The 20,961-nt window shown below is 64.9% G+C and carries 20 protein-coding genes; 7 read left to right on the forward strand and 13 right to left on the reverse strand.

What is annotated here, in order from left to right; genetic code table 11:
* Positions 1-23 precede the first annotated feature (23 nt).
* Positions 24-344: a thioredoxin gene (trxA, locus tag AC1DGP_RS07715; protein ID WP_043235061.1), complete on the forward strand. Its 321-nt coding sequence runs from the start codon at positions 24-26 to the stop codon at positions 342-344.
* A 93-nt stretch (positions 345-437) separates the two neighbouring features.
* On the opposite strand, the gene AC1DGP_RS07720 is transcribed toward trxA, so the two are convergent.
* Entirely contained in the window at positions 438-836 is a 399-nt protein-coding gene (locus tag AC1DGP_RS07720; protein ID WP_441505069.1) for a DoxX family protein, read from the reverse strand.
* A 328-nt stretch (positions 837-1,164) separates the two neighbouring features.
* Between AC1DGP_RS07720 and AC1DGP_RS07725 the strand changes: the two genes are divergently transcribed.
* The gene (locus tag AC1DGP_RS07725; RefSeq protein WP_476831946.1) at positions 1,165-3,330 is read left to right on the forward strand and encodes a transglycosylase domain-containing protein; all 2,166 of its coding nucleotides are present in this window, start codon (positions 1,165-1,167) and stop codon (positions 3,328-3,330) included.
* Positions 3,331-3,336: 6 nt separating this feature from the next.
* Here AC1DGP_RS07725 and AC1DGP_RS07730 read toward each other — a convergent pair whose 3' ends face one another.
* The 3 genes from AC1DGP_RS07730 to AC1DGP_RS07740 all read right to left on the reverse strand — a co-directional run bounded on the left by AC1DGP_RS07730 (position 3,337) and on the right by AC1DGP_RS07740 (position 6,700).
* A complete protein-coding gene (locus tag AC1DGP_RS07730) occupies positions 3,337-4,533 on the reverse strand; it encodes a multidrug effflux MFS transporter (protein WP_476831947.1) in 1,197 nt (398 codons plus the stop codon).
* Between the two features lie 82 nt (positions 4,534-4,615).
* Positions 4,616-5,356, reverse strand: a complete 741-nt coding sequence (locus AC1DGP_RS07735) for a M48 family metallopeptidase (RefSeq protein WP_441505072.1) — start codon at positions 5,354-5,356, stop codon at positions 4,616-4,618.
* Between the two features lie 42 nt (positions 5,357-5,398).
* Complete coding sequence (locus tag AC1DGP_RS07740) at positions 5,399-6,700, reverse strand: polyhydroxyalkanoate depolymerase (RefSeq protein WP_441505073.1); 1,302 nt, start codon at positions 6,698-6,700, stop codon at positions 5,399-5,401.
* A gap of 190 nt (positions 6,701-6,890) precedes the next feature.
* On the opposite strand from AC1DGP_RS07740, the gene AC1DGP_RS07745 reads away from it, so the two are divergent.
* Both AC1DGP_RS07745 and AC1DGP_RS07750 read left to right on the forward strand, forming a co-directional pair.
* On the forward strand, positions 6,891-8,261 hold the full coding sequence (locus tag AC1DGP_RS07745; protein WP_476831948.1) for an ActS/PrrB/RegB family redox-sensitive histidine kinase: 1,371 nt from the start codon (positions 6,891-6,893) through the stop codon (positions 8,259-8,261).
* Positions 8,262-8,323: 62 nt separating this feature from the next.
* Positions 8,324-8,878, forward strand: a complete 555-nt coding sequence (locus tag AC1DGP_RS07750) for an ActR/PrrA/RegA family redox response regulator transcription factor (RefSeq protein ID WP_043234810.1) — start codon at positions 8,324-8,326, stop codon at positions 8,876-8,878.
* A gap of 92 nt (positions 8,879-8,970) precedes the next feature.
* Here the strand turns inward: AC1DGP_RS07750 and AC1DGP_RS07755 are convergent, their stop codons facing one another.
* Complete coding sequence (locus AC1DGP_RS07755; protein WP_441492060.1) at positions 8,971-9,432, reverse strand: MmcB family DNA repair protein; 462 nt, start codon at positions 9,430-9,432, stop codon at positions 8,971-8,973.
* A gap of 83 nt (positions 9,433-9,515) precedes the next feature.
* Here AC1DGP_RS07755 and AC1DGP_RS07760 point away from each other — a divergent pair, with 83 nt between their 5' ends.
* Together AC1DGP_RS07760 and AC1DGP_RS07765 are read left to right on the forward strand one after the other, a co-directional pair.
* Positions 9,516-10,538 carry an MraY family glycosyltransferase gene (locus AC1DGP_RS07760; RefSeq protein WP_441505075.1) on the forward strand — a complete coding sequence of 341 codons (1,023 nt, stop codon included), beginning with the start codon at positions 9,516-9,518 and terminating at the stop codon, positions 10,536-10,538.
* On the forward strand, positions 10,535-11,458 hold the full coding sequence (locus AC1DGP_RS07765; RefSeq protein ID WP_441505076.1) for an NAD-dependent epimerase/dehydratase family protein: 924 nt from the start codon (positions 10,535-10,537) through the stop codon (positions 11,456-11,458). The genes AC1DGP_RS07760 and AC1DGP_RS07765 overlap by 4 nt, the downstream gene beginning before the upstream one ends.
* Here the strand turns inward: AC1DGP_RS07765 and AC1DGP_RS07770 are convergent.
* The 3 genes from AC1DGP_RS07770 to AC1DGP_RS07780 form a co-directional block, all read right to left on the reverse strand.
* Entirely contained in the window at positions 11,382-13,346 is a 1,965-nt protein-coding gene (locus AC1DGP_RS07770) for an SDR family NAD(P)-dependent oxidoreductase (protein WP_441505077.1), read from the reverse strand. The two genes, AC1DGP_RS07765 and AC1DGP_RS07770, sit on opposite strands and share 77 nt — an antisense overlap.
* A gap of 75 nt (positions 13,347-13,421) precedes the next feature.
* Entirely contained in the window at positions 13,422-14,033 is a 612-nt protein-coding gene (locus AC1DGP_RS07775; protein WP_441505078.1) for a TetR/AcrR family transcriptional regulator, read from the reverse strand.
* Positions 14,034-14,261: 228 nt separating this feature from the next.
* Entirely contained in the window at positions 14,262-15,749 is a 1,488-nt protein-coding gene (locus AC1DGP_RS07780) for a cobyric acid synthase (RefSeq protein ID WP_441505079.1), read from the reverse strand.
* Between the two features lie 282 nt (positions 15,750-16,031).
* Between AC1DGP_RS07780 and AC1DGP_RS07785 the strand changes: the two genes are divergently transcribed.
* Positions 16,032-17,183 carry an aminotransferase gene (locus AC1DGP_RS07785; protein WP_441492001.1) on the forward strand — a complete coding sequence of 384 codons (1,152 nt, stop codon included), beginning with the start codon at positions 16,032-16,034 and terminating at the stop codon, positions 17,181-17,183.
* Positions 17,184-17,201: 18 nt separating this feature from the next.
* Here AC1DGP_RS07785 and AC1DGP_RS07790 read toward each other — a convergent pair whose 3' ends face one another.
* The 5 genes from AC1DGP_RS07790 to AC1DGP_RS07810 all read right to left on the reverse strand — a co-directional run bounded on the left by AC1DGP_RS07790 (position 17,202) and on the right by AC1DGP_RS07810 (position 20,960).
* Positions 17,202-18,554, reverse strand: coding sequence for a hypothetical protein (locus AC1DGP_RS07790; RefSeq protein ID WP_441505080.1), 1,353 nt, complete (start codon positions 18,552-18,554; stop codon positions 17,202-17,204).
* Between the two features lie 66 nt (positions 18,555-18,620).
* Positions 18,621-18,971: a RidA family protein gene (locus AC1DGP_RS07795; RefSeq protein WP_069878549.1), complete on the reverse strand. Its 351-nt coding sequence runs from the start codon at positions 18,969-18,971 to the stop codon at positions 18,621-18,623.
* A 127-nt stretch (positions 18,972-19,098) separates the two neighbouring features.
* Positions 19,099-19,545, reverse strand: coding sequence for a YqaA family protein (locus AC1DGP_RS07800; protein ID WP_441505081.1), 447 nt, complete (start codon positions 19,543-19,545; stop codon positions 19,099-19,101).
* A 9-nt stretch (positions 19,546-19,554) separates the two neighbouring features.
* Complete coding sequence (coaA, locus tag AC1DGP_RS07805) at positions 19,555-20,529, reverse strand: type I pantothenate kinase (protein WP_441492004.1); 975 nt, start codon at positions 20,527-20,529, stop codon at positions 19,555-19,557.
* 110 nt (positions 20,530-20,639) lie between these two features.
* Positions 20,640-20,960: a phosphoribosyl-ATP diphosphatase gene (locus AC1DGP_RS07810; RefSeq protein WP_441492005.1), complete on the reverse strand. Its 321-nt coding sequence runs from the start codon at positions 20,958-20,960 to the stop codon at positions 20,640-20,642.
* Position 20,961: the final 1 nt, after the last annotated feature.

Consider the following 20,961-nt stretch of genomic DNA (forward strand, 5'->3'; position numbering starts at 1 on the left):
TGCTTTTGAAAGGCGAAGAAGCCATGGCGACGAACAAGGTAACCGATGCGAGCTTCGAGGCGGATGTCCTCAAGTCGAGCGAGCCGGTCGTGGTCGATTTCTGGGCCGAGTGGTGCGGCCCCTGCCGGATGATCGGCCCAGCGCTCGAGGAGATCGCCGGTGAGATGGCCGGCAAGGTCAAGATCGTGAAAATGAATGTCGATGAGAACCAGGCCATTCCCGCCCAGTTCGGCATTCGCTCGATCCCGACCCTGATGCTGTTCAAGGACGGCAAGCTGGCCTCGCAGAAGGTCGGCGCGGCCCCTAAGAGCGACCTTTCGCGCTGGATTTCGGCCTCGGTCTGAGTTCTGCCGGCCTGTCGGGCCAAAAAAATCAGCCCGCCTTCCCTGGGGGAGGCGGGCTTTTCTTTGGGCGAATGGCGCCGTTCCGTCGAAGAATCAGCGCTTCGAGCGGGAATCGACGCTCCAGGCGCCAGCACCGGCGAAGACCAGGTAAAGGAAGATGAAGCAGTAGAGGATCGCCGCATCGCCGCCATTAAGCAGCGGGTAGATGCTGCGCGGTGCGTGGAACATCCAGTAAGCATAGGCCATTTCGCCAGCCAGCACGAAGGCGACAGGACGGGTCCACAGGCCGATCAGGATCAGGAAACCGCCAACAGCCTCCAGAATGGCGCCGAACCAGAACAGAGTGAAGGCGGCCGGCAGGCCGCTGGCTGGCGCGGCCGGGAAACCAAAGAGCTTCTGAGTGCCATGGATGATGAAGATCAGCGCGGTCACGATGCGCAAAACGGCGAGAGCCTGCGGGGCAAAGCGGCTCAGGGGGTTGGAGGCTTGCATTCGGACATAACCTTCTAGGTCGCGGAGGCTCGAGTACGTCGGAACAGGCTGGATTCGTGCCGAATTGCGGCATTGCATCTGGACTGCGCGGCGAAGTTGTCGGGTTTCACGCGATTTTCAATTCACAAGAACGTTTGCACTGCAACATTCCCCGGCGAAGTGCCATGGCTGGCGCATTTGCCACAAATCCGAGTGATCGCTGCTCCGGGCCCGTGCTGGAATCTGGTTTCCCTTAACCGGCCCTTAAAAGCGCCATGTTTGACTCCTGTGTGAAGCTCGCGCGTTTTCGGTGCAAAGGGCGCGGTTTCACGGGGCTGAACGGGGCAGAATGAACGATCGGGCGAGACGAGGCGGCGAGCGGCGCGAGCCGTCCTTCGAGGGTGGGCGGAGCGAGAGTTCCGACGCCTTCGACATGCGCCTCTCCGCCGATGATCGCTCGAGCCGCAGCCATCGCGGCGCCGCACGTCAGGAGCCGAGAGAAGAGATGCCGAAGATCCGCAAGGGTGGGGGCGGAAATGGCGGGGGCCGGCGGCGTGGACGCAAGCGCCGCTCCTTCCTCGGCCGGATGATGTACTGGACGCTGGTCCTCGGACTCTGGTGCGTCATCGGTGTCGGCGGGCTGGTGGCCTATCACGCGGCGCAATTGCCGCCGATCAATCAGCTCACCGTGCCAAAGCGTCCGCCGAACGTCGCGATCCTCGCCGCCGACGGCTCGCTGCTCGCCAATCGCGGCGAGACCGGCGGGCGTACCGTGACGCTTGGCGAGATTCCGCCCTATCTGCCCAAGGCCTTCGTCGCGATCGAGGATCGACGCTTCTACGAGCATTTCGGCATCGACCCGATCGGCATCGCCCGCGCCATGGTGCGCAACGTCACCAACCGGGGTGGCGGCGTCCAGGGCGGCTCCACCCTGACGCAGCAGCTTGCCAAGAACCTGTTCCTGACCCAGGACCGCACCGCCGCGCGCAAGATCCAGGAAGCGATCCTGGCGCTGTGGCTGGAGCAGACCTACAGCAAGGACCAGATCCTCGAGCTCTATCTCAACCGCGTCTATTTCGGCTCCGGCGCCTATGGCGTCGAGGCGGCCGCGCAGCGCTATTTCAACAAGTCCGCCCGCTCGGTCACCGTCCCCGAAGCCGCCATGCTGGCGGGCCTGGTACAGGCACCGTCGCGGCTGGCGCCCAACCGCAATCCGGATGCGGCCGAGAAACGGGCGCAGCTCGTGATCGCCGCGATGGCCGAGCAGGGCTTTGTCTCGCAGGCCGCAGCGAAATCAGCACTGGTCGCCCCGGCAGAAGCGGCCGAACGTGTCGGCGCCGGCTCGGTGAACTATGCGGCCGACTACGTCATGGACGTGCTCGACGACTTCATCGGTGCGGTCGAGGGCGACGTCACGGTGCTGACGACAATCGATCCAAAGCTGCAGGCCGCGGCCGAAACGACCCTTGTCGAGTCTCTGGCCGCCCAGGGCGGGAAGCTGAATGCCAGCCAGGGCGCCGTCGTTTCCATGGCGCCGGACGGGGCTCTGCGCGCGCTGATCGGCGGACGCGACTACACCAAGAGCCAATTCAACCGCGCGACCGCCGCCAAGCGCCAGCCAGGCTCATCCTTCAAGCCCTTCGTCTATCTGACTGCGATCGAGCATGGCCTGACGCCGGACACGATCCGCGACGACTCCCCGGTCTCGATCAAGGGCTGGCAGCCGGAGAACAACAGCCGCACCTATCGCGGCCCGGTGACCCTGCAGACCGCCTTCGCCCATTCGATCAACACCGTCGCGGTGAAGCTGAACCAGGAGGTGACGCCGAAGGAAGTCGTGCGCACCGCGCAGCGGCTCGGCATTTCCTCGGGCCTCCAGGCCAATGGCTCGCTGGCACTCGGTACCTCGGAAGTGACGCCGATCGAGCTCACCACGGCCTATGCCAGCTTCGCGAATGGCGGGCAGTCCGTGCTGCCCTATGTCATCCGCGAGGTAAAGTCGGTCTCGGGCAAGGTGATCTATGCCCGCAAGGCGACGAGTTTCGGGACGGTGGTGCAGCCGCAGGTGCTGCCGATGATCAACGCCATGTTCCACGAAACCATGGCCAGCGGCTCGGGCAGCAAGGGCAATCTCGCCGGTTGGGAAGTCGGCGGCAAGTCGGGAACCACGCAGGATTTCCGCGATGCCTGGTTCGTCGGTTTCACCTCCAAGCTGGTGACCGCCGTCTGGATCGGCAATGACGACAACAGCGCCATGAAGCGGGTCTATGGCAGCGGATTGCCACTCGAAGTCTGGGGCAGGTACATGAAGGCCGCCCATGTCGGCCTGCAGCCATCGCCGCTGCCGGGTGGGTTGTGGCGCGCGGGGCCGAAATCGATCTTCGATGGCGGCGCGCCAGTGGCCGGCATGCAGCCGCCAGCACAGACCCAGACAGCGGGCGCAGGTTCGGACCGCGCCTGGGTGCCGCCTGCGCCGCAGGAGAAGAACTTCCTCGAGCGGCTGTTCGGCGGCTGAGCCTTTTCAGGCCTTGGCCGCTCGCAGCTTGCGCGAGGCGTGAAACAGGACCAGTGCCGACACGCCGAGCAGCGACATCATCGCCGGCAGCGGCAGCGCGGAGTTGGTCAGCAGCTTGCCGACCACAAGACCGACACAGGCCGAGAACAGCATCTGGCAGAGCCCGACGAAGGATGATGCAGCACCAGCGCGATCCGGAAACGGCATGAGCGCCGAGGCCTGCGCCTGGGGCATGCTGAGCCCGATCCCGATCGAATAGATCGCCCAGGGTATCGTGACGCCGAGGGGGCCGCCAAAGCCGGCGGTGAGGCATAGCAGCATGCTCAGCCCGCCCGCAGCCAGGAAGGCCACGCCGATCGCAATGACGCCGTCGAGCCCACGCCGGCCGACGAGACGCTGGGCGATGATGGTGCCCAGGATGAAGCCAAGCACCCCGAACCCGAAGGACAGGCCGTAATCGCGCGGCGACAGGCCATAGATGCTGATCAGCACGAAGGACGAGCCGGAGATGAAGGCGAAGAGTCCGCCATAGGCCAAGGCCGTGATCGCGACATAGACACGATAGGGACGGTTCCTGAGCAAGACGCCGAAGCTGCGGAAAATCGCCAGCAGCGACAGCCGCTCCGATGAACGCACGCGGATGGTTTCCGGCAGGAACAGGATGATCACGACCGCCAGCAGCAGCGCGAGAGCCAGCGTCGCAACAAAGGTCGAGCGCCAGCCAAAGGCCGCCTGCAGGATGCCGCCGACCGCCGGCGCAATGGCCGGGACCAACCCCATGATCATGCCCATGCGGGCGAATTCCCGGCCGGCGCGGGGCCCCTCATAGAGATCCCTGACCATGGCCCGGCCGAGCACGATCGGCCCGGACGCGCCCAATGCCTGCAAGACCCGGCCCGCCACCAGCCACTCGATCGAAGGCGCAAGTGCGCAGAGCAGGGTCGCGACGAGGAAAAGCGCCAGCCCGGTGAGAAGCACGGGTTTGCGCCCCAACCGATCCGAGAGCGGCCCCCAGACGATCTGGCCTCCGGCAAAACCGAACAGAAAGGCGGAGAGCGTCGCCTGCGCCCCTGCAACGTCGGTGCCCATGACACGAACGATCTCGGGCAGGGACGGCAAATAGAAATCGGTCGAGAGCGGCCCGAGGGCCGTCAGCATGGCAAGGACCGCGGTCATTGCGAGCGTGTCGGGGCGCAGCTTCACGAGACCATCCCTGTTTCGGCTGATGCCGGGTTAGGGGAGGTTGCGCCTCAAGTCGAGCCGGACGCCTGCGGCCAGGACTGCCTCAGCCGTAGCCGTGCAGCCCTGCGCCATGGCGCTTCAGCCAGGCTTCCGCTTCTTCCGTCCGTGGGCAGAGCTTGTGGGTCAGCGCCCAGAAGCGATGGGAATGGTTCATCTCCTTGAGATGCGCGACTTCATGGGCCGCGAGATAGTCCAGCACCAGTGGCGGGGCGAGGATCAGGCGCCAGGAGAAATTCAGGTGCCCCCTCGACGAACAGGAGCCCCACCGGCTCGTGGTGTCGCGGATGGTGATCTTGCGGGCGGGGATGCCGAGCGTTGCCGTGTGGTGCCTGACCGCACGCTCCAGATCCTCGAGTGCGGCGCGGCGCAGGAAATCCTTGACCCGACGCGCGACATGGGCGGCTTCGCCGGCGACCGCGATGATGGCGGTGCCATCCTTGTCGATTGTAGCGTGGGTGATGCCGCGCACCTTCGACCAATGCACGATCCGGTGGGGTGCGCCGCGAAAGGGCACGACCTGTCCCGGCTCAAAGGGCACCGAAAGCGGACGTTTGGCGAGCTTTGCCGCGATCCAGCCACCATGATTCTCGGCGAAGATCTTGCCGGTGAGGAAGTCTGCGCGTTCCGGCAGCGTCAGCGTGATCTCGCCGGTCGCCTGCGAGACACGCAGCGTCATCCGCCGAGCGGCAGCGCGCCGCTTCACCGCAACGGAGAACAGCGTGCCGCCGTGAGCGACCTCGATCCGATCCGGATCAGGCTGGCGCTTGAACAGGGAGAGCCGCATCGCCCGCAATTGTGCTGGATTCGCGGGCGATGCGGAAGGGCTTCAGTTCGCGATCTTCAAGGCCTTGCGCGCGACGGCCGCGCTGTCGTCCCGGCGCACCTTGGCTGCCTCCATGTCGAGGCTGACCATGAAGTCGGAAATGCGGGGCGCGATTTCGGCGCGGAAGCGCGAACCGTTGAAGACGCCGTAATGGCCGACGCCCTTCTGAAGGTAATGCACGCGCTTGTCGGCCGGGATATTGGCGCAGAGATCATGGGCGGCCTGGGTCTGGCCGACGCCCGAGATATCGTCGTTCTCGCCCTCGACCGTCATCAGCGCAACACGACGAATGGCCTTCAGATCAACCAGCTTGTCGCGATGCATCATCGTGCCCTTGGGCAGGGCATGCTGAACGAATACGGTATCGACCGTCTGGAGATAGAACTCCGCCGTCAGGTCCATGACCGCGAGATACTCGTCATAGAAATCGCGGTGCTTCTCGGCCGAATCGCCATCCCCGGCGATGAGGTGCTTGTACATCTCGTAGTGAGCCGAGACATGCCGGTCGATATTCATGGCCATGAAGCCCGATAGCTGCATGAAGCCGGGATAAACCTCCCGGAAAGCGCCCATATGCGGGAACGGCACCATGGTGATGCAATTGCGGCGGAACCATTCGGTACCGCGCTCCATGGCTAGCTGGTTGACCGCGGTCGGCGAGCGGCGGGTATCGATCGGACCACCCATCAGGGTCATCGACCGCGGCGCATTGGGATCATTCTCCGCTTCCATCCGCGCGATCGCGGCAATCACCGGAACCGCAGGCTGGCAGACGGCCATGACATGGGTGTCGGGGCCGAGCGTCTGGAGCATGCCGACGACGTAGTCGATATAATCGTCGAGATCGAAGCGACCGGCGGCGAGCGGCACCAGGCGGGCATCCGTCCAGTCGGTGATGTAGACCTCATGGCCAGGCAGGAAGGCCTCGACCGTGCCTCTTAGCAGAGTGGCGTAATGGCCCGACATCGGCGCAACCAGCAGCACCTTCGGCTGCGGCTTGCGACGCCCGGCGATTTTGCGGTCGAAATAGACCAGCTTGCAGAAGGGCCGCTCCCAGACGACGCGTTCCTCGACGGCGACCTTGACGCCGCCAATCGTGGTCTCGTTCAGGTCGAAGGCGGGCTTGCCATAGCGGCGCGTCATCCGTTCGAACAGTTCACAGGACGCAGCGACCGTGCGGCCGAGCGGCGTGTAGGTCAGCGGATTGGCTGGGTTCTTGAACGCCAGCTGCAGCGCATCCGACATGCCACGAACGGGCGCGACCATCGTATGAACCGCTTCGTAGGCGTGATAAGCGAACGACATGGCAGCTCCATACATGCAGCGACGTCTCCCGGGTGCCGGATGCACCTGATGATGCGCCGCAACAAACAGCGCAGCCTAGATTGTTTCTGCTCTCATTCAATCCGGCAAAAGGCTAAGATTTTCCTTCAATGCCAAAATGCCACAGTTTTGCACTGCAAAACCCCGGTCCGTCATCGGATGCATGGGCGTCATGACGGTCCCTGATGCGGATCTCCCGCCGCTGGCACGATCCAGCCGTCATTTGCGCCTCGACACCCTCGTGCGGTTGCGCTGGCTTGCTATCGCCGGCCAGAGCCTCGCAGTCGCTGGCGTGCATTTTGGCCTCGGCTTCACCCTGCCCTTCGGCTGGTGTTTCCTCGCCATCGCAATCTCCGCCTGGCTGAACATTGCGCTGCGCATTCGCTTTCCGCTCAGCCACAGGCTGCGCGAGGATGCGGCGACCGCGCTGTTGGCCTTCGACATCATCCAGCTCGCAGCCCTGCTCTACCTGACCGGCGGCCTGCAAAATCCCTTCGCAATTCTGTTCCTCGCGCCGGTGATGATTTCGGCGACAGCCTTGCCGCCGCAGCGCACCATGCTGCTCGGGCTACTGGCCGTCGTGCTGGCGAGCGTGCTGAACTTCGCGCATCTGCCCCTGCCCTGGGCCGGGCCCAACCGGCCGGTCCTGCCGCCATTCTACCAGGCCGGGAACTGGATCGCGCTCGTGCTCGGGCTCGGCTTCACCGGCATTTATGCCTGGCGCGTCGCCAAGGAAGCGCGCGACCTCTCGGAGGCTCTCGCTGCGACGGAGTTGGTCCTGGCACGCGAACAGCACCTTTCGCAGCTCGACGGCCTCGCCGCAGCAGCAGCCCATGAACTCGGCACGCCGCTCGCCACGATCGCCCTGGTGGCACGTGAATTGTCGCGGCTGGCCCCTCCGGAAGGCGAGATGGCGGAGGATATCACGCTGCTGCGCGAGCAGGTCGAGCGCTGCCGCGGCATCCTCGGCAAGCTCACCTCGCTTCAGGACGACGATGCCGGCCCGCTCGACCAACTCTCGCTGCGCCTGCTGATCGAAGAGACGGCCGGCCCGCAGCGGCCATTCGGCGTGCCGTTCCGCATCGATATGATCGGAGACAAGCCGGAACCCGTCTGCCGACGCAACCCGGGCATGATCTACGGCCTCGGCAATATCGTCGACAATGCCGTCGACTTCGCCCGGTCCGAAGTGGCGATCATCGCACAATGGACCGATATGCATGTCATGCTGACCATCGCCGATGATGGCCCCGGGTTTCCTCCCGACGTCCTGATGCGCGCCGGCGAGCCCTATCTCTCGCGCGCAGCGGCAGAAAGTCGCGCCGGCGGCGGTTTGGGCCTGGGACTTTTCATTGCAAAAACGCTGCTGGAACGCGGCGGTGCAGCGCTCGAATTTTCGAATCTGCCATCCCCGGCGAGCGGCGCGTCCGTCCGCATGGTCTGGCCGAGGGCGGTGTTCGAGGCCGACGCAAAACCTTCCGGGTCTTCAAAACGGGGGGAAATGCCACTACCTGAGGGTGACGGCCCCTTCTCGCCGTCCTGATGCGCGAAACCCATGATCGCGTTACAATTTCGCCGGCCCGAACCGGTGGCAGGAGAGTTGAGATGCAACAGGCGCTGAACGACGCCGCCCAATCGGACATGACCCTGCTGCTCGTCGACGACGACAAGCCGTTCCTGACCCGACTCGCGCGGGCCATGGAAGGGCGGGGTTACTCCGTACGCATCGCCGAAAGTGTCTCGGCTGGTCTTGCTGCTGTCGAAGAAGAGGCCCCGGCCTTTGCTGTCATCGATCTGCGCCTTGCTGATGGCAACGGGCTCGATGTCATCGCCCGCCTGAAGGAGCGCCGCCCCGACGCGCGCGGCATCGTGCTGACCGGCTACGGCAACATCGCGACCGCCGTCAGTGCCGTGAAGCTCGGTGCCTTCGATTTCCTGGCAAAACCCGCTGACGCCGACGAAATCCATTCGGCCCTGGCAGCCGCGCGCGATTCGCGGCCGATGCCGCCGGAAAACCCGATGTCGGCCGATAGGGTCCGCTGGGAACATATCCAACGTGTCTACGAGCTGTGCAGCCGCAATGTCTCTGAGACGGCGCGGCGGCTCGGCATGCACCGGCGCACCCTGCAGCGCATCCTGGCAAAGCGCGCCCCGCGCTGAAGCATCGGCCCGAAAAGTGGATTGCGGTTTTCGGGAAAGCCTATGCAAGCGCTGAAGGTCAGATTATCGGGCCGGATATCCGGCCCACTGATCTAGAGCGGCGGGTCCTCGATCAAGGCAAGGCGCTGGGCAGACAGCCTGGCGAAGGCGATCGTGAGCGCCTTGCGTCGTGCAGCCACGAGCGGATGGCGCGGCGCATCGCGCAGGAGTTCGCCGCCATAGCTATCGGCGATGATCAGCCCGACATCGTCGGGCAGGATTTCGCGCGGGAATTCCGGCGCGACCGCGAAGAGAAAACCATCGCAATAGTCGCGATAATCCGGCCATTTGCCATCGACGCGATAGTCCTCGATGCCCGACTTGACCTCGATGACCAGGAGTTCGCCGGTCGGAGACAAGGCGACGATATCGCCCCGACGGCCATTGGCGAAGGTCATTTCCTTGACGATGGCATAGCCGCGCTCACGCAGATGCCTGGCCGCGCCGCGGCAGACGGCACGGGTGATGTCTGGGCGGGCAGGCGGCGGGTTGAGCACGGAATCGGGAAGCAACATACCCACATGTTCACTCTTTGTGCGCCTCAACGCAAGCTGAAGACGCTTGCAGGCCCGCGCCGTCCGGCTATGGTCCCGGCGCTTTGAACTCCCATCTTGCTCTCCTGCTGATCATCATTCCGGCTGCCGCGGCATCGGCGGCGCTCTGCGTGCTGTTGCGGCCCCTGCTGGTCCGCTATGCGTTGGCGCGGCCGAATGCCCGCTCCAGCCATACGCAGCCGACGCCACAGGGCGGCGGCATCGCAGTTCTTGCCGGGGCCTTTCTCGCGCTGATCCTGGCTCTGCTGCTCCTTCCCCTTCCAACGGCGGCGCGCGCTGATCTGGTCTGGGTCATGGCGGCGGCAACGGCACTGGCGGTCGTCGGAGCCTGGGATGACATCCGCCCGCTTCCGGCCGCGACACGGCTCGTCCTGCAGGCGCTTTGCGTCGGGATCGTGCTGTTCTGCGCCGCTCCCGAACTCAGACTGTTCCCGGACCTCATGCCGCTCGGGCTCGAGCGCGGTCTCGCGCTCATCGCCGGGCTCTGGTTCGTCAATCTCGCCAATTTCATGGACGGCATCGACTGGATCACCGTGGCCGGCATCGCACCGCTCGCCGGTGCGCTTGCCCTGGCGGGCGCCAGCGGGGTGCTCGATCCCGCCAGTGGCCTGCTCGCCGCCGCCTTGTTCGGCGGGATCATCGGCTTCGCGCCGTTCAACAAGCCCGTGGCGCGGCTCTTTCTCGGCGATGTCGGCTCGCTGCCGCTCGGTCTGCTCAGCGCCTATCTGCTTTACCGCCTGGCGGGAACCGGCGCACTGACCGCCGCGCTGATCCTGCCGCTCTACCATGTCGCGGATTCGACGATCACTTTGTTCAGGCGGCTGGCGCGCGGCGAGAAAGTCTGGGAGGCGCATCGCAGCCATTTCTACCAGCAGGCCACCGTCAACGGCTTCAGCGTTCGAGAGGTCGTGATGCAGGTCGCGCTGCTCAACCTTGCCCTGATCGCGCTTGCCGGACTCAGCGTCGCCGTTCCCGCGCTTTGGCAACAGCTCATCTGTCTTGCCCTTGCAGCGATGCTGACCGGGCTGCTGCTGCGGCGCTTCGCCAGCAAGCGGATCCGGCCGTGAGCGAACGTGTTCTCGTTACAGGAGCGAGCGGCTTCATCGGCCCGCATGTCGTCGCCGGCCTTCGTGCGAGGGGATATGGCGTCCGGGTAGCCCAGCGGCGCGAGAGCCCCGCGGATGAGGGCATCGAGCGCGTGGTGATCGGCGATCTCTCCGAGCCGGTGGATTGGCGCCCGGCTGTCGCTGGCATCCGCCATGTCGTTCATCTCGCCGGCCTCGCCCATGCCGGGCCTGGTCTCGATGAATCGCTCTACCGGCGCATCAACACCGAGGCGACGCTCGCGCTGGCGGAAGCTGCTCTGCAAGCAGGCGCTGCGCGATTTGTCTATGTCTCCTCAATCAAGGCTCTCACGGGAGCCTTTGACGGCCATTTTCGCGAGAGCGACGCGCCAGCACCGGACGATGCCTATGGCCGCTCCAAGCTTGCAGCGGAGCAGGGACTCGCCGCGCTCGGTCTCGACTGGATCTCGCTAAGGCCGGTTTTGGTCTATGGGCCCGGCGTCAAAGCGAATATGGCGTCGCTCCTGAAGCTGGCGCGTTTGCCGATACCCTTGCCCCTCGGCGGTCTCGATGCCCCGCGCTCGCTGCTCGCCATCGAGAATCTCGTCGACGCGATCCTCTTCGCGCTGACATCCGCCTGTCCGGCACGGCGTAGCTATACGGTTGCCGACCCCGAGCCCGTCAGCGTGGCCGAGATGATCGCGGCGATGCGCTCCGGCCTCGGGCGCAAGCCCGGCCTCCTGGCCATTCCAGCGGCCCTCCTGAGGCAGGCGGCGCGGCTGTCCGGGAAGAAACAGGCCTTCGCCAAGCTCAGTGGCGGGCTCGTCGCGCGCCCCGAGGGGCTGATCAGGGCCGGTTGGCGGCCACCGGCAGCGACGCTTCCGGCACTGGCGCAGCTGGCCGCGGCTGCTGACGCAGCTTGAAATCCGGAATCGCCTCCTCCAGCACCGCTTCAGCCGCAAGGCGATCCTCAGCCTTGATGGCGGCTTCCAGGCGCGAGAACCAGCCCTGCATGCGGGCGCGCGCCGCGAAGCTCGGCTTCGCGGCCATGACGCCGTCGAGCCCGGTCTCGGCCATCGGCTCATCGTGCGCGAAGAGAATCTCGTTCAGACGCTCGCCAGGGCGGACGCCGGTGATCGCGATTTCGATATCGACGCCCGGCTCGTAGCCAGCGAGCCGAATCATGCGCTCGGCCAGATCCATGATCCTGACCGGCTGGCCCATCTTGAGCACATAGACGGCCGCGCGCTCAGTCTCTGGCCCTGCGGCGCGGGCATGCGACGCGGCGGTCAGGACGAGATCGCAGGCTTCGCGGATCGTCATGAAGTAGCGGATCATCTCCGGGCTGGTCACGGTCAGCGGGCCGCCGCGCTTGATCTGCGCCTTGAACTTAGGAACCACCGAGCCGACCGAGCCCAGCACGTTGCCGAAGCGCACGGCAACGAGGCGCATGCCGGAGGCTGCTGCGACAAACTCGGCATCGCGCGACTGGGCATACATCTCGGCGAAACGCTTGGTCGCTCCCAGCATCGAGACGGGCTCGATCGCCTTGTCGGTCGAGATCATCACGAAGATCTTGGCATCAGCAGCGATCGCGGCATCGATGACATGCATCGAGCCGAAGACATTGGTCTTGATGCCCTCTGCCCAGTCGGCCTCGAGATAAGGCACATGTTTCAGCGCTGCGGCGTGGATCACGATGTCGGGGGCAAACGCCGTGAAGAGCGGCGTGATCCGGGCGCGGTCGCGCACATCGGCAAGCGCTCCCGAGATCCTTGTCTCCAGCCGATGAGCCGCGAGTTCCTCGGTGATCTGGAATAGCGCCGGCTCCGAGCTCTCGACCACCAGGAGCTCCGAAGCACCGAAGGCCGCGCAGCGCAGGCAGATCTCCGAGCCGATCGAGCCACCTCCGCCGGTGACGATGACGCGCTTGCCTTTCAGGAAGGACCCCAACCGATCGCGATCGATCTTGACCGAAGGGCGGACGAGCAGGTCCTCGATCTCCAGCGGTGCCAGCTCAGTCTCGGTCCCGCCTTCGCCGAAGGAATCGAGCCGCGAGATCGGCAAGGCGAGCCTGCGCGTCCGGGCGAGCCATTTGTCCGGCTCGGCTTCCGGTGCCAAGGCGCTCGAAGTGGCGACGATACGGCGGAACGGCTCACCGCGTTCGGCCGCGTCGCCAGCGACCGTCTCGATCTGAGACAGCAGACCAAGCACGGGAACGCCGCGGATCGACTGGCCGAGATCATCGGCGCGCGGTGACAGAATGCCAGCAGGCTTCAATTTGCGCATGGTCCCGGCTTCCATGGCGCGAATGACCATCTCGACCTCGACGCCGCGGCCGAGCAGCAGCGCGGGGAGCGCCGCGTCGCGCTCGGCATGCTGTTTGGAACGGGAATATTTGAGGTAGCGATAGGCGAGGCGCGGGCCGCCGAGCAGCGCGTTCTGCACAAGCCAATAGAGTGCGATGGTGATCTTGCCGAAATAGAAGGCGCCGTAGAGGCTCGGTGACAACAGGAGATAGTCAATCACCAGCAGCGACAGCGACAGGACGGTGACCGCCTTGACGATGTTCGACAGGTCCGGAAGCGAGGCGAAGCGCCATTTCGAGCGATAAAGCGAGAAAAACCAGTAGACCGCGCCAGCATAGGCGACGAAAAACGGCAGGAAGCTCGGCAGATAGCGCAGATGCTCATCGAGCTGCCCGCCCTCGAACCGCACCACGAAAACGGAAACGATTGCCAGCGCCGTGACCACGAGATCATGGACGATGACGGCGAGCTTCTTGGTATTCTGCTTGGTGAATAGGGCCATGGCCGGCGGGGTATCCCGCTCCCGTGCCGCCTTGTCAACGCGAAGCGGCAGGCAAAGAGCGCGCTGCGCGCGAAATCAAGCCTCCGCGTGCGAGACCTTGGCGCGCGAATAGCCGAGACCGGCGAGAATGAAATCGACCATCTCCTCGATGCTCGGCCCCGGCAGGCTCAGGCATTGCGAGATCAGCATCGGATGGCAGAAGGGCGTCATTGCAAAGCGCACGCAGGCGGTGGCGACTTGCGGGTCCATCGGTCGGAATTCGCCCGAAGCGATGCCTTCCGCCACGACACCGCGCAGGATGCCGTCATAGCGCCCGATATGAGCCTGGACGACCTCCCAGCTCTCCTCCATCGCAGCGGCGACCATCTCGTGCACCTTGTGGTGGTCGAGATAACGCAGCGAGTTGATGCGGTTGTTGGTGATCAGGATATCCCGAAGCCGCTCGGCAGCGGAACGCTTTTCCCGCGCGATCGCCGTAACGGCCGCCTCCATCTCGCCCATGTAGCGCTCGGCGACGGCCTCATTGATGGATTTCTTGGAGTCGAAGAACCGATAGACATTGGCGGGACTCATCCGCAGTGCCTTGGCGATGTCCGCCACCGTGGTCTTCTGGTAGCCGATGTCACGAAAGAAGCGCTCCGCCGTATCGACGATGCACTGCCTCGTATCCCGCTCAAGATGACTCAACTCGGTTTCTCGTTCAGTTGCTCAGCGATTTCGGGTGGGAATTGTTCATTATGATGAATTTCGTCATTCGTCAACTCCATGACGAATAAAGACTTTAGCCAAATCTTCCTGGCCTCTCTGACCGGTAGACGGCAAAACTGACCAGTTTGTCAATCCGTCCCCGGGCGGGTAGACCGGGGTGCGGTGAAAGTGTCGCAGGCTAGGCCGCGCCGAGGCGGCGCAACTCGATCAGCCGGATTGCACCCGCTCCTGAGCGAGGGTCCAGATCGCATCGATGTCGAGATGCCGGGCCAGATGTCCGGCCAGACGGTCGAGCGCCAATTCGACCTCATCCTCGTAATTCAGCGTCGAAGACAGCGTTCGGCCCGCGATGCCCGCAAGAATGGCGGCACGGACGGCATCTGAGGCAAAGGCGCCATGCAGGTAGGTGCCGATCACGCGCCCATCGGTCGAGGCTGCTCCCTCCCGCCGCTCACCAACCCGGAAGGGCGCGCGTTGCGTGTCGGCCCCCTCGGTGCGGCCAAGATGAATCTCGTAGGCCCGACCTGACGATGCGCTGGGCGCATGGGTGAAATCGACCTCACGCACGGTCTTGCCAGGCTCCAGCACCGTCTCGACCTCGAGCATGCCGAGGCCTGGAGCCTCACCTGCCGGTCCCTCCAGACCATGAGTATCCTGCACGGTACGCCCGAGCATCTGGTAGCCACCGCAGAGGCCGATGACATGACCTCCGCGTCGGCGGTGGGCAGCGAGATCGATATCCCAGCCCTCGGCGCGCAAAGCCGCGAGATCGCGGAGCGTCGTCTTTGAGCCGGGCAGGATGACGAGATCGGCGTCGCCCGGCAGCGGCGCGCCACGGGTCACCATGACCAGTTCGACGGCGGCCTCCAGTTTCAGCGGGTCGAGATCGTCAAAATTGGCGATTCCCGGCAGTACGGGTACCGCGACCTTGAGCACGGCGCCGGCCGTGCGCACGCCGGAGGTCAGATCGAGCCCGTCCTCGGCCGGCAGGCGGGACGCTTCGGCGAACCAGGGCACAATGCCGAGGCAAGGCCAGCCAGTCGCCTGCGAAATCGTGGAGATGCCGTCCTTGAAGAGTGCTGCGTCGCCACGAAAGCGGTTGATGGCAAAGGCCCTAATCATCTCGCGATCGGCGGCATCGAGCACGGCATGGGTGCCGACGAGACTGGCGATCACGCCGCCGCGATCAATGTCGCCGATCAGCAGCGCCGGAACGCCGGCCGCGCGGGCAAAGCCGAGATTGGCGATATCTCGCGCGCGCAGATTGGTCTCGGCCGGTGAACCGGCTCCCTCGACGAGAACGAGATCGGCCCCGGCGCTCAGCCGCTCAAAACTCTCCAGCACTTTCGGCAGGAAATCGCCGCGCCGCGCAAAATCGCCCGACGCGAGGTGGCCTGCGACGCGGCCCTGCAGCACGATCTGGCTGCCTGTGTCGCTCTCCGGCTTGAGCAGCACCGGGTTCATGTCGACATGCGGCGGCACGCGGGCAGCGCGGGCCTGAAGAGCCTGGGCGCGACCGATCTCGCCTGAAGCGGTCGCTGCGGCATTGTTCGACATGTTCTGTGGCTTGAACGGCCGCACCCTGAGGCCGCGATCGGCAAAGAGCCGACATAATCCAGCGACGAGCAGCGACTTTCCGACATTCGAGCCGGTGCCGAGAATCATCAGGGCGGGGGTGGGTTTGGGCGCGGCCATGGCGCTTGCTTAGGCGGCGCTCAGGGCGCGGGCAAGCAGGCGGCGATGGAGAGGGAGGGTCACCGGTTCACGCCAATATCCCGCAGCTCCAAAGGGGCGAAGAAACCGCGGGCGCCCGTCGTGAACCGGCGAAACGGAGATAAGCATTGACCGCTGATGAATGTCAACATTCATCATTCCATATTCTGTCAGGAGCATGAGGGCTTGCTTGAGCCGGTGCACAGGGCAGCGGGACATGGTAGAGGCCCAAGCTCTCTCGCACCCAAACTCGACAAGATTGCGATGAACCCGATCTTCTCCGCCCTTCAGACCAGCGTCTTCGAAGTGATGTCGCGGCTCGCGCGCGAGACCGGCGCCGTGAATCTCGGCCAGGGCTTTCCCGACGACCCGGGGCCCGAGGATGTGCGGCGAAAGGCCGCCGAGGCGGTGATGAACGGCTGGAACCAGTACCCGCCGATGATGGGCCTGCCGGAGCTGCGTCAGGCCTGCGCCACGCATTACAAGCACTGGCAGGGCCTTGATCTCGATCCGGACAGCGAGGTGATGATCACCTCGGGGGCAACCGAGGCGATCGCCGGCGCCCTGATGGCGTTGATCACGCCCGGTGACGAGGTCGTGCTGTTCGAGCCGATGTACGACGCCTATGTGCCGCTGGTGCGCCGGGCCGGCGGCATCCCGAAATTCGTGACCCTAACCCCGCCGGCTTTCGGCCTGAGCGAAGAGGCGCTGGCCAAGGCCTTTTCACCAAAGACCCGGGTCGTGCTGTTCAACAACCCGCTGAATCCGACCGCGACGATCTTCAGTGCTGCCGATCTCGATCTGCTCGCCGATTTCTGCATCCGGCATGACGCCGTCGCGATCTGCGACGAGGTCTGGGAGCATGTCGTCTTCGACGGCCGCAGGCATGTACCGCTGATGGCGCGGCCGGGCATGCGCGAGCGCACGGTGAAGATCTCGTCGGCTGGGAAGATCTTCTCGCTGACCGGGTGGAAGGTCGGGATGGTGATGGCGGCGCCCAATCTGATGCGCGTGCTCGCCAAGGCGCATCAATACATCACGTTTACCACCCCGCCGAACCTGCAGGTTGCAGTCGCCTATGGGCTCGGCAAGGATGATTCCTATTTCGACGGGATGCGCGCCGATTTCCAGCGCTCGCGTGATCGTTTCGCCAGCGGGTTGCAGGGTCTCGGTTTCAGCGTGCTGCCAAGCGTCGGCACCTACTTCCTCAATGTCGACATCGCGCCGCTCGGCGAGACCGACGACATCGCGTTCTGTCAGAGACTTGTCACGGAGAACGGTGTCGCCGCGATCCCGGTCAGCGCCTTCTATGCGGAGGGCGCCGTCAAGACGGTGGTGCGCTTCTGCTTTGCCAAGCATGACGCGACGCTCGATGCGGCACTTGAGCGGCTCGCGGACTGGAGGAAAGCGGCCTGAGCCGCGGAAGCCCCGCTCTCAGCTCTTGCGTAGTGTCTCGACCAGCCTGCCGGCCTTGATCAACGGCGCCTCGAGGCGCTTGGCATTCGCGGCGTGTCCACTGGCCCGCAAGGCTTCGATCGCGGACATGATCTGAGCGAGGGCCTGCTCGGCCAGGCCCCGATCACGGCGGCGTTCGGCGAGATGCAGGGAAGCCTGTCCGTGACTGGCCGTGGTTGCCGCCCAAAGGGAGGGTACGGTCTCGCGCCGGCGCTCCTCAAGCGCGGCAGAGAACAAGGCGAGGGCCTCTTCGAGCACGACGGGCTCGCTATAGCGCTCGCCCATGGCCGCTAGCACCCCACCCATCTGATGCTGCAACTCGGCCCAGCGCAGAGGCTCCCGCGCCCTGTCGACGGTCTTGGCAACCCTGTTGAAGCCGTTGAAAGCCCGCTCGAGCAGGGCGAGGTCCTTCCGGCGCGAACCGAGATCGGCGCGCGCGCGAGAAATCAAGTGCTCGGCCTCGAGCCAACGCGCCTCGTCACGACTTCGATCCCAGCGAGCAAGGACATCGGCGAACGCTGCAACCGCTTCCTCCAGCAGATCATCGTCCGCGCTGGCCTCACCCAGCATCGAGGCAAGTCGGCCAAAGCGGACCTTCAATCCATGCCAGAGGGCCGGCGCTTCATCCCGGCGGAGGTCTTCTAATGCCGCCCGGCAACGGCCGAGCGCCTCGACGCGTAGTTTGCCATCGCCGGACATCTCCGCAAGGCTCTCGAGCACGGCAGCGAAAGCGTCCTGGGCCCCGGCAAAGGCGACCGTATCCTCGAGGCTGTCGAAGCCCTCGAGCAAACGGCGCAGCAAGCCAATGGCCGCGTCATAGCCGTCTCGCCCACCGAAATCCTCGCTGATCCGCGCCAGCGCTTTCGCCTGGGCGAGAGCCAGGTCCCGACTGCGATCGAGATCGGCCAGACCGATGAGCGCAGACGCTTCGCCATAGCGGGCAGCGGCCTCGCGATAGGCCTCCGACGTCATGCGCAGAAAGCTGATCGCCGCCCGGTCGGTGCGGTTCCCGCCGGCCGTGAGCCGCTGGGCGACCGTCAGCGCCGAGAGATCGGTCGAGCCGCCGATCACTTGGAGCTCGGCCTGAGCCAGCGCCTTGTCCGCATCGGCGAAGCGGCCGGCGGCAAGCGCTGCCGCCGCCTCGCTTCGCAGATGCCGGGTGGCCTCGTCGCCAAGTGGATCGCCGAGTCGACCTGCTACTGCGAGGAAATCCTGCGCCTTGCGGTCAAGCAGCGCTTCCACGGGAAGCGCTGCGCCGGGTCGGCGCAGCCAATCGGCGACCATGGCCGGCAGCGCCACTGCCGGCAGGCCGTAGCGCACGGTGACGCGCACTAGGAGCGGCGCGATCTCCTCCGACCCGCTGATGGCATCCTCCCGTTCCAGATCAGCACTGGCGTCTCACTTCGCGGCGATGACCGCGATCTCGACCGTGAACTGCGGCGCGGCAAGCTTGGCTTCGACGGTGGCGCGACCGGGAGTCTGGCCGGCGACGACCCACTTGTCCCAGACGCCGTTCATCTCGGCGAAGGTCGACATGTCGGAGAGCCAGATATTGACCATCAGCAGCTTGGTCTTGTCGGTGCCGGCTTCGGCCAGGAGGCCGTCAATGATGCCGAGGATGTCGGCGGTCTGCTCGGCAACGCTCTTGCCGGCAGCCTTATCGGCGACCTGGCCGGCGAGGTAGACGGTGTTGCCATGCACGACGGCCTTGGACATGCGGGGGCCGATACCGATGCGCTGGATGCTCATGATCAGATCTCCTGAAGTAAGGGGCTTGCTGGTAGCCCGAGACATCCGCACACGCAAATCTCAAAATCCAAAAAGGTGAGGCAGCGCTCGCACATAAAACCGATACGCGTCTTGCTTGAGCCCAAGGCTATGACGCTGCGACCCAGCCGGCCCAGAGCGCAGCGTAGCGTGCAGCCTTGCCGATGAAGACGAGTAGCGTGAAGCGGCCGAGTGGGTAATTCAAAGTGCCGGCGACGACCGTCAGCGGGTCGCCGACAATCGGCAGCCAGGCAAGAAGCAAGGACGGCCAGCCAAAACGACCGAACCAGGCCTGGGCGCGGCCGAGTTTCGCAGGGTCCGGGCGCAGCCTGGCCGGCAATCTCTCCAGCCCGCCTTGCGTGATCAATCGACCGATCCACCAGTTGAGGACCGAACCCGCGGTGTTCGCGAGGCTCGCGACCAGGAACAGCGTCAGCGGTTCGGCACTCCCTGCCGCGAGCAGGCCGACAAAGACGGCTTCCGACTGCGCCGGAAGGATCGAGGCCGCAACGAAGGCGGCGCCCGCCATCACCGCGAGCGCGGACAAAGCCTCCATGCCGGTTTCTCAGAGGCGGCGCAGCGCGACCTGCTGGATGCGATGACTCGCGCCCTTGGTCAGGATCAGGCTGGCGCGCTGGCGCGTCGGCAGGATGTTCTCCTGCAGGTTCGGCATGTTGATCCCGGTCCATAGATTCTCGGCGATCGACAGGGCCTCCTCCTCACCGATCTCGGCATATTTGCGGAAGAAGGAGCGAGGATCGCGGAAGGCGGTCTGGCGCAACGTCATGAAGCGGTTGACGTACCAGCGGTGCAGATCGTCCTCATGCGCGTCGAGATAGACCGAGAAATCGAAATAGTCGGAGACGAAGGGGATGACCTTGCCGTCCTTCGGCATCCGGCTCGGCTGCAGAACGTTGAGGCCTTCGAGGATCAGAATATCCGGCCGCTCGACAGTGACCTGCTCACCAGGAACGACATCGTAGACAAGATGCGAATAGACCGGCGCCAAGACCGCAGGCCTGCCGGCTTTCACATCGGAGAGGAAACGCAGGATCGCGGAACTGTCATAGCTTTCCGGAAAGCCCTTGCGCTGCATCAACCCGCGCCGCTCGAGTTCGGCATTGGGCAGCAGGAAGCCGTCCGTGGTGACGAGTTCGACCTTGGGCGTATTCGGCCAGCGCGAGAGCAGCGCCTTCAATACGCGTGCCGTGGTCGACTTGCCGACTGCGACCGAGCCGGCGACGCCGATGATATAGGGAACCTTGACCTCGGCTTCTGCCAGCAGAAAACGCTGCGTCGCCTTGAACAGGCCTTGCGTGGCCGCAACGTAGAGCGACAGCAGCCGCGACAGCGGCAGGTAGATCGCGACGATCTCGTCCAGCGAGATCGGATCATTGATCGATTGCAGCTTGGTCAGGTCGTCGACCGAGAGCGTCAGCGGCGTATCGGCGCGCAGATGCGCCCACTCGTCCCGCGTGAAGGTCCGATAGGGTGAAACCAGATCGGGATCGGCCGCGGCCGGGATCAGACGTTGGTCCATGCTGCCGCGATCCGCATTCCAGACTTCGAGATTCAAGGCTCGGATATCCTCGACTGGACTCTGAGCACGCCGCCTTTTCGAAAGCCGGATCCGGCCTTCGGCAACATGGCTCAGGGTTTCCTCGCCGCCTTCTCAGCCAGACCGGACCGGGCGGTACGGGCCTCAAGCTGGCTCAACACATCTTGCAATGCAACATCGCGCGACGAAAGCACGACCAACAGATGATAGAGCAAATCGGCACTTTCGGCGATCAAAGCCTGCTTGTCGCCTTGCACAGCTGCAATCACGGTTTCGACAGCCTCTTCGCCGAGCTTCTTGGCGGCGCGCTCCGGCCCGCCAGCCAGGAGCTTGGCGGTCCAGGACTCTTCGGGGGAGGCCCTTCCCCGCTCGGCGACGATCTTTTCGAGATCGGACAGTGTAAAGCCGCTCATC

This window comes from Allobosea sp. 05T433, from assembly GCF_056396065.1.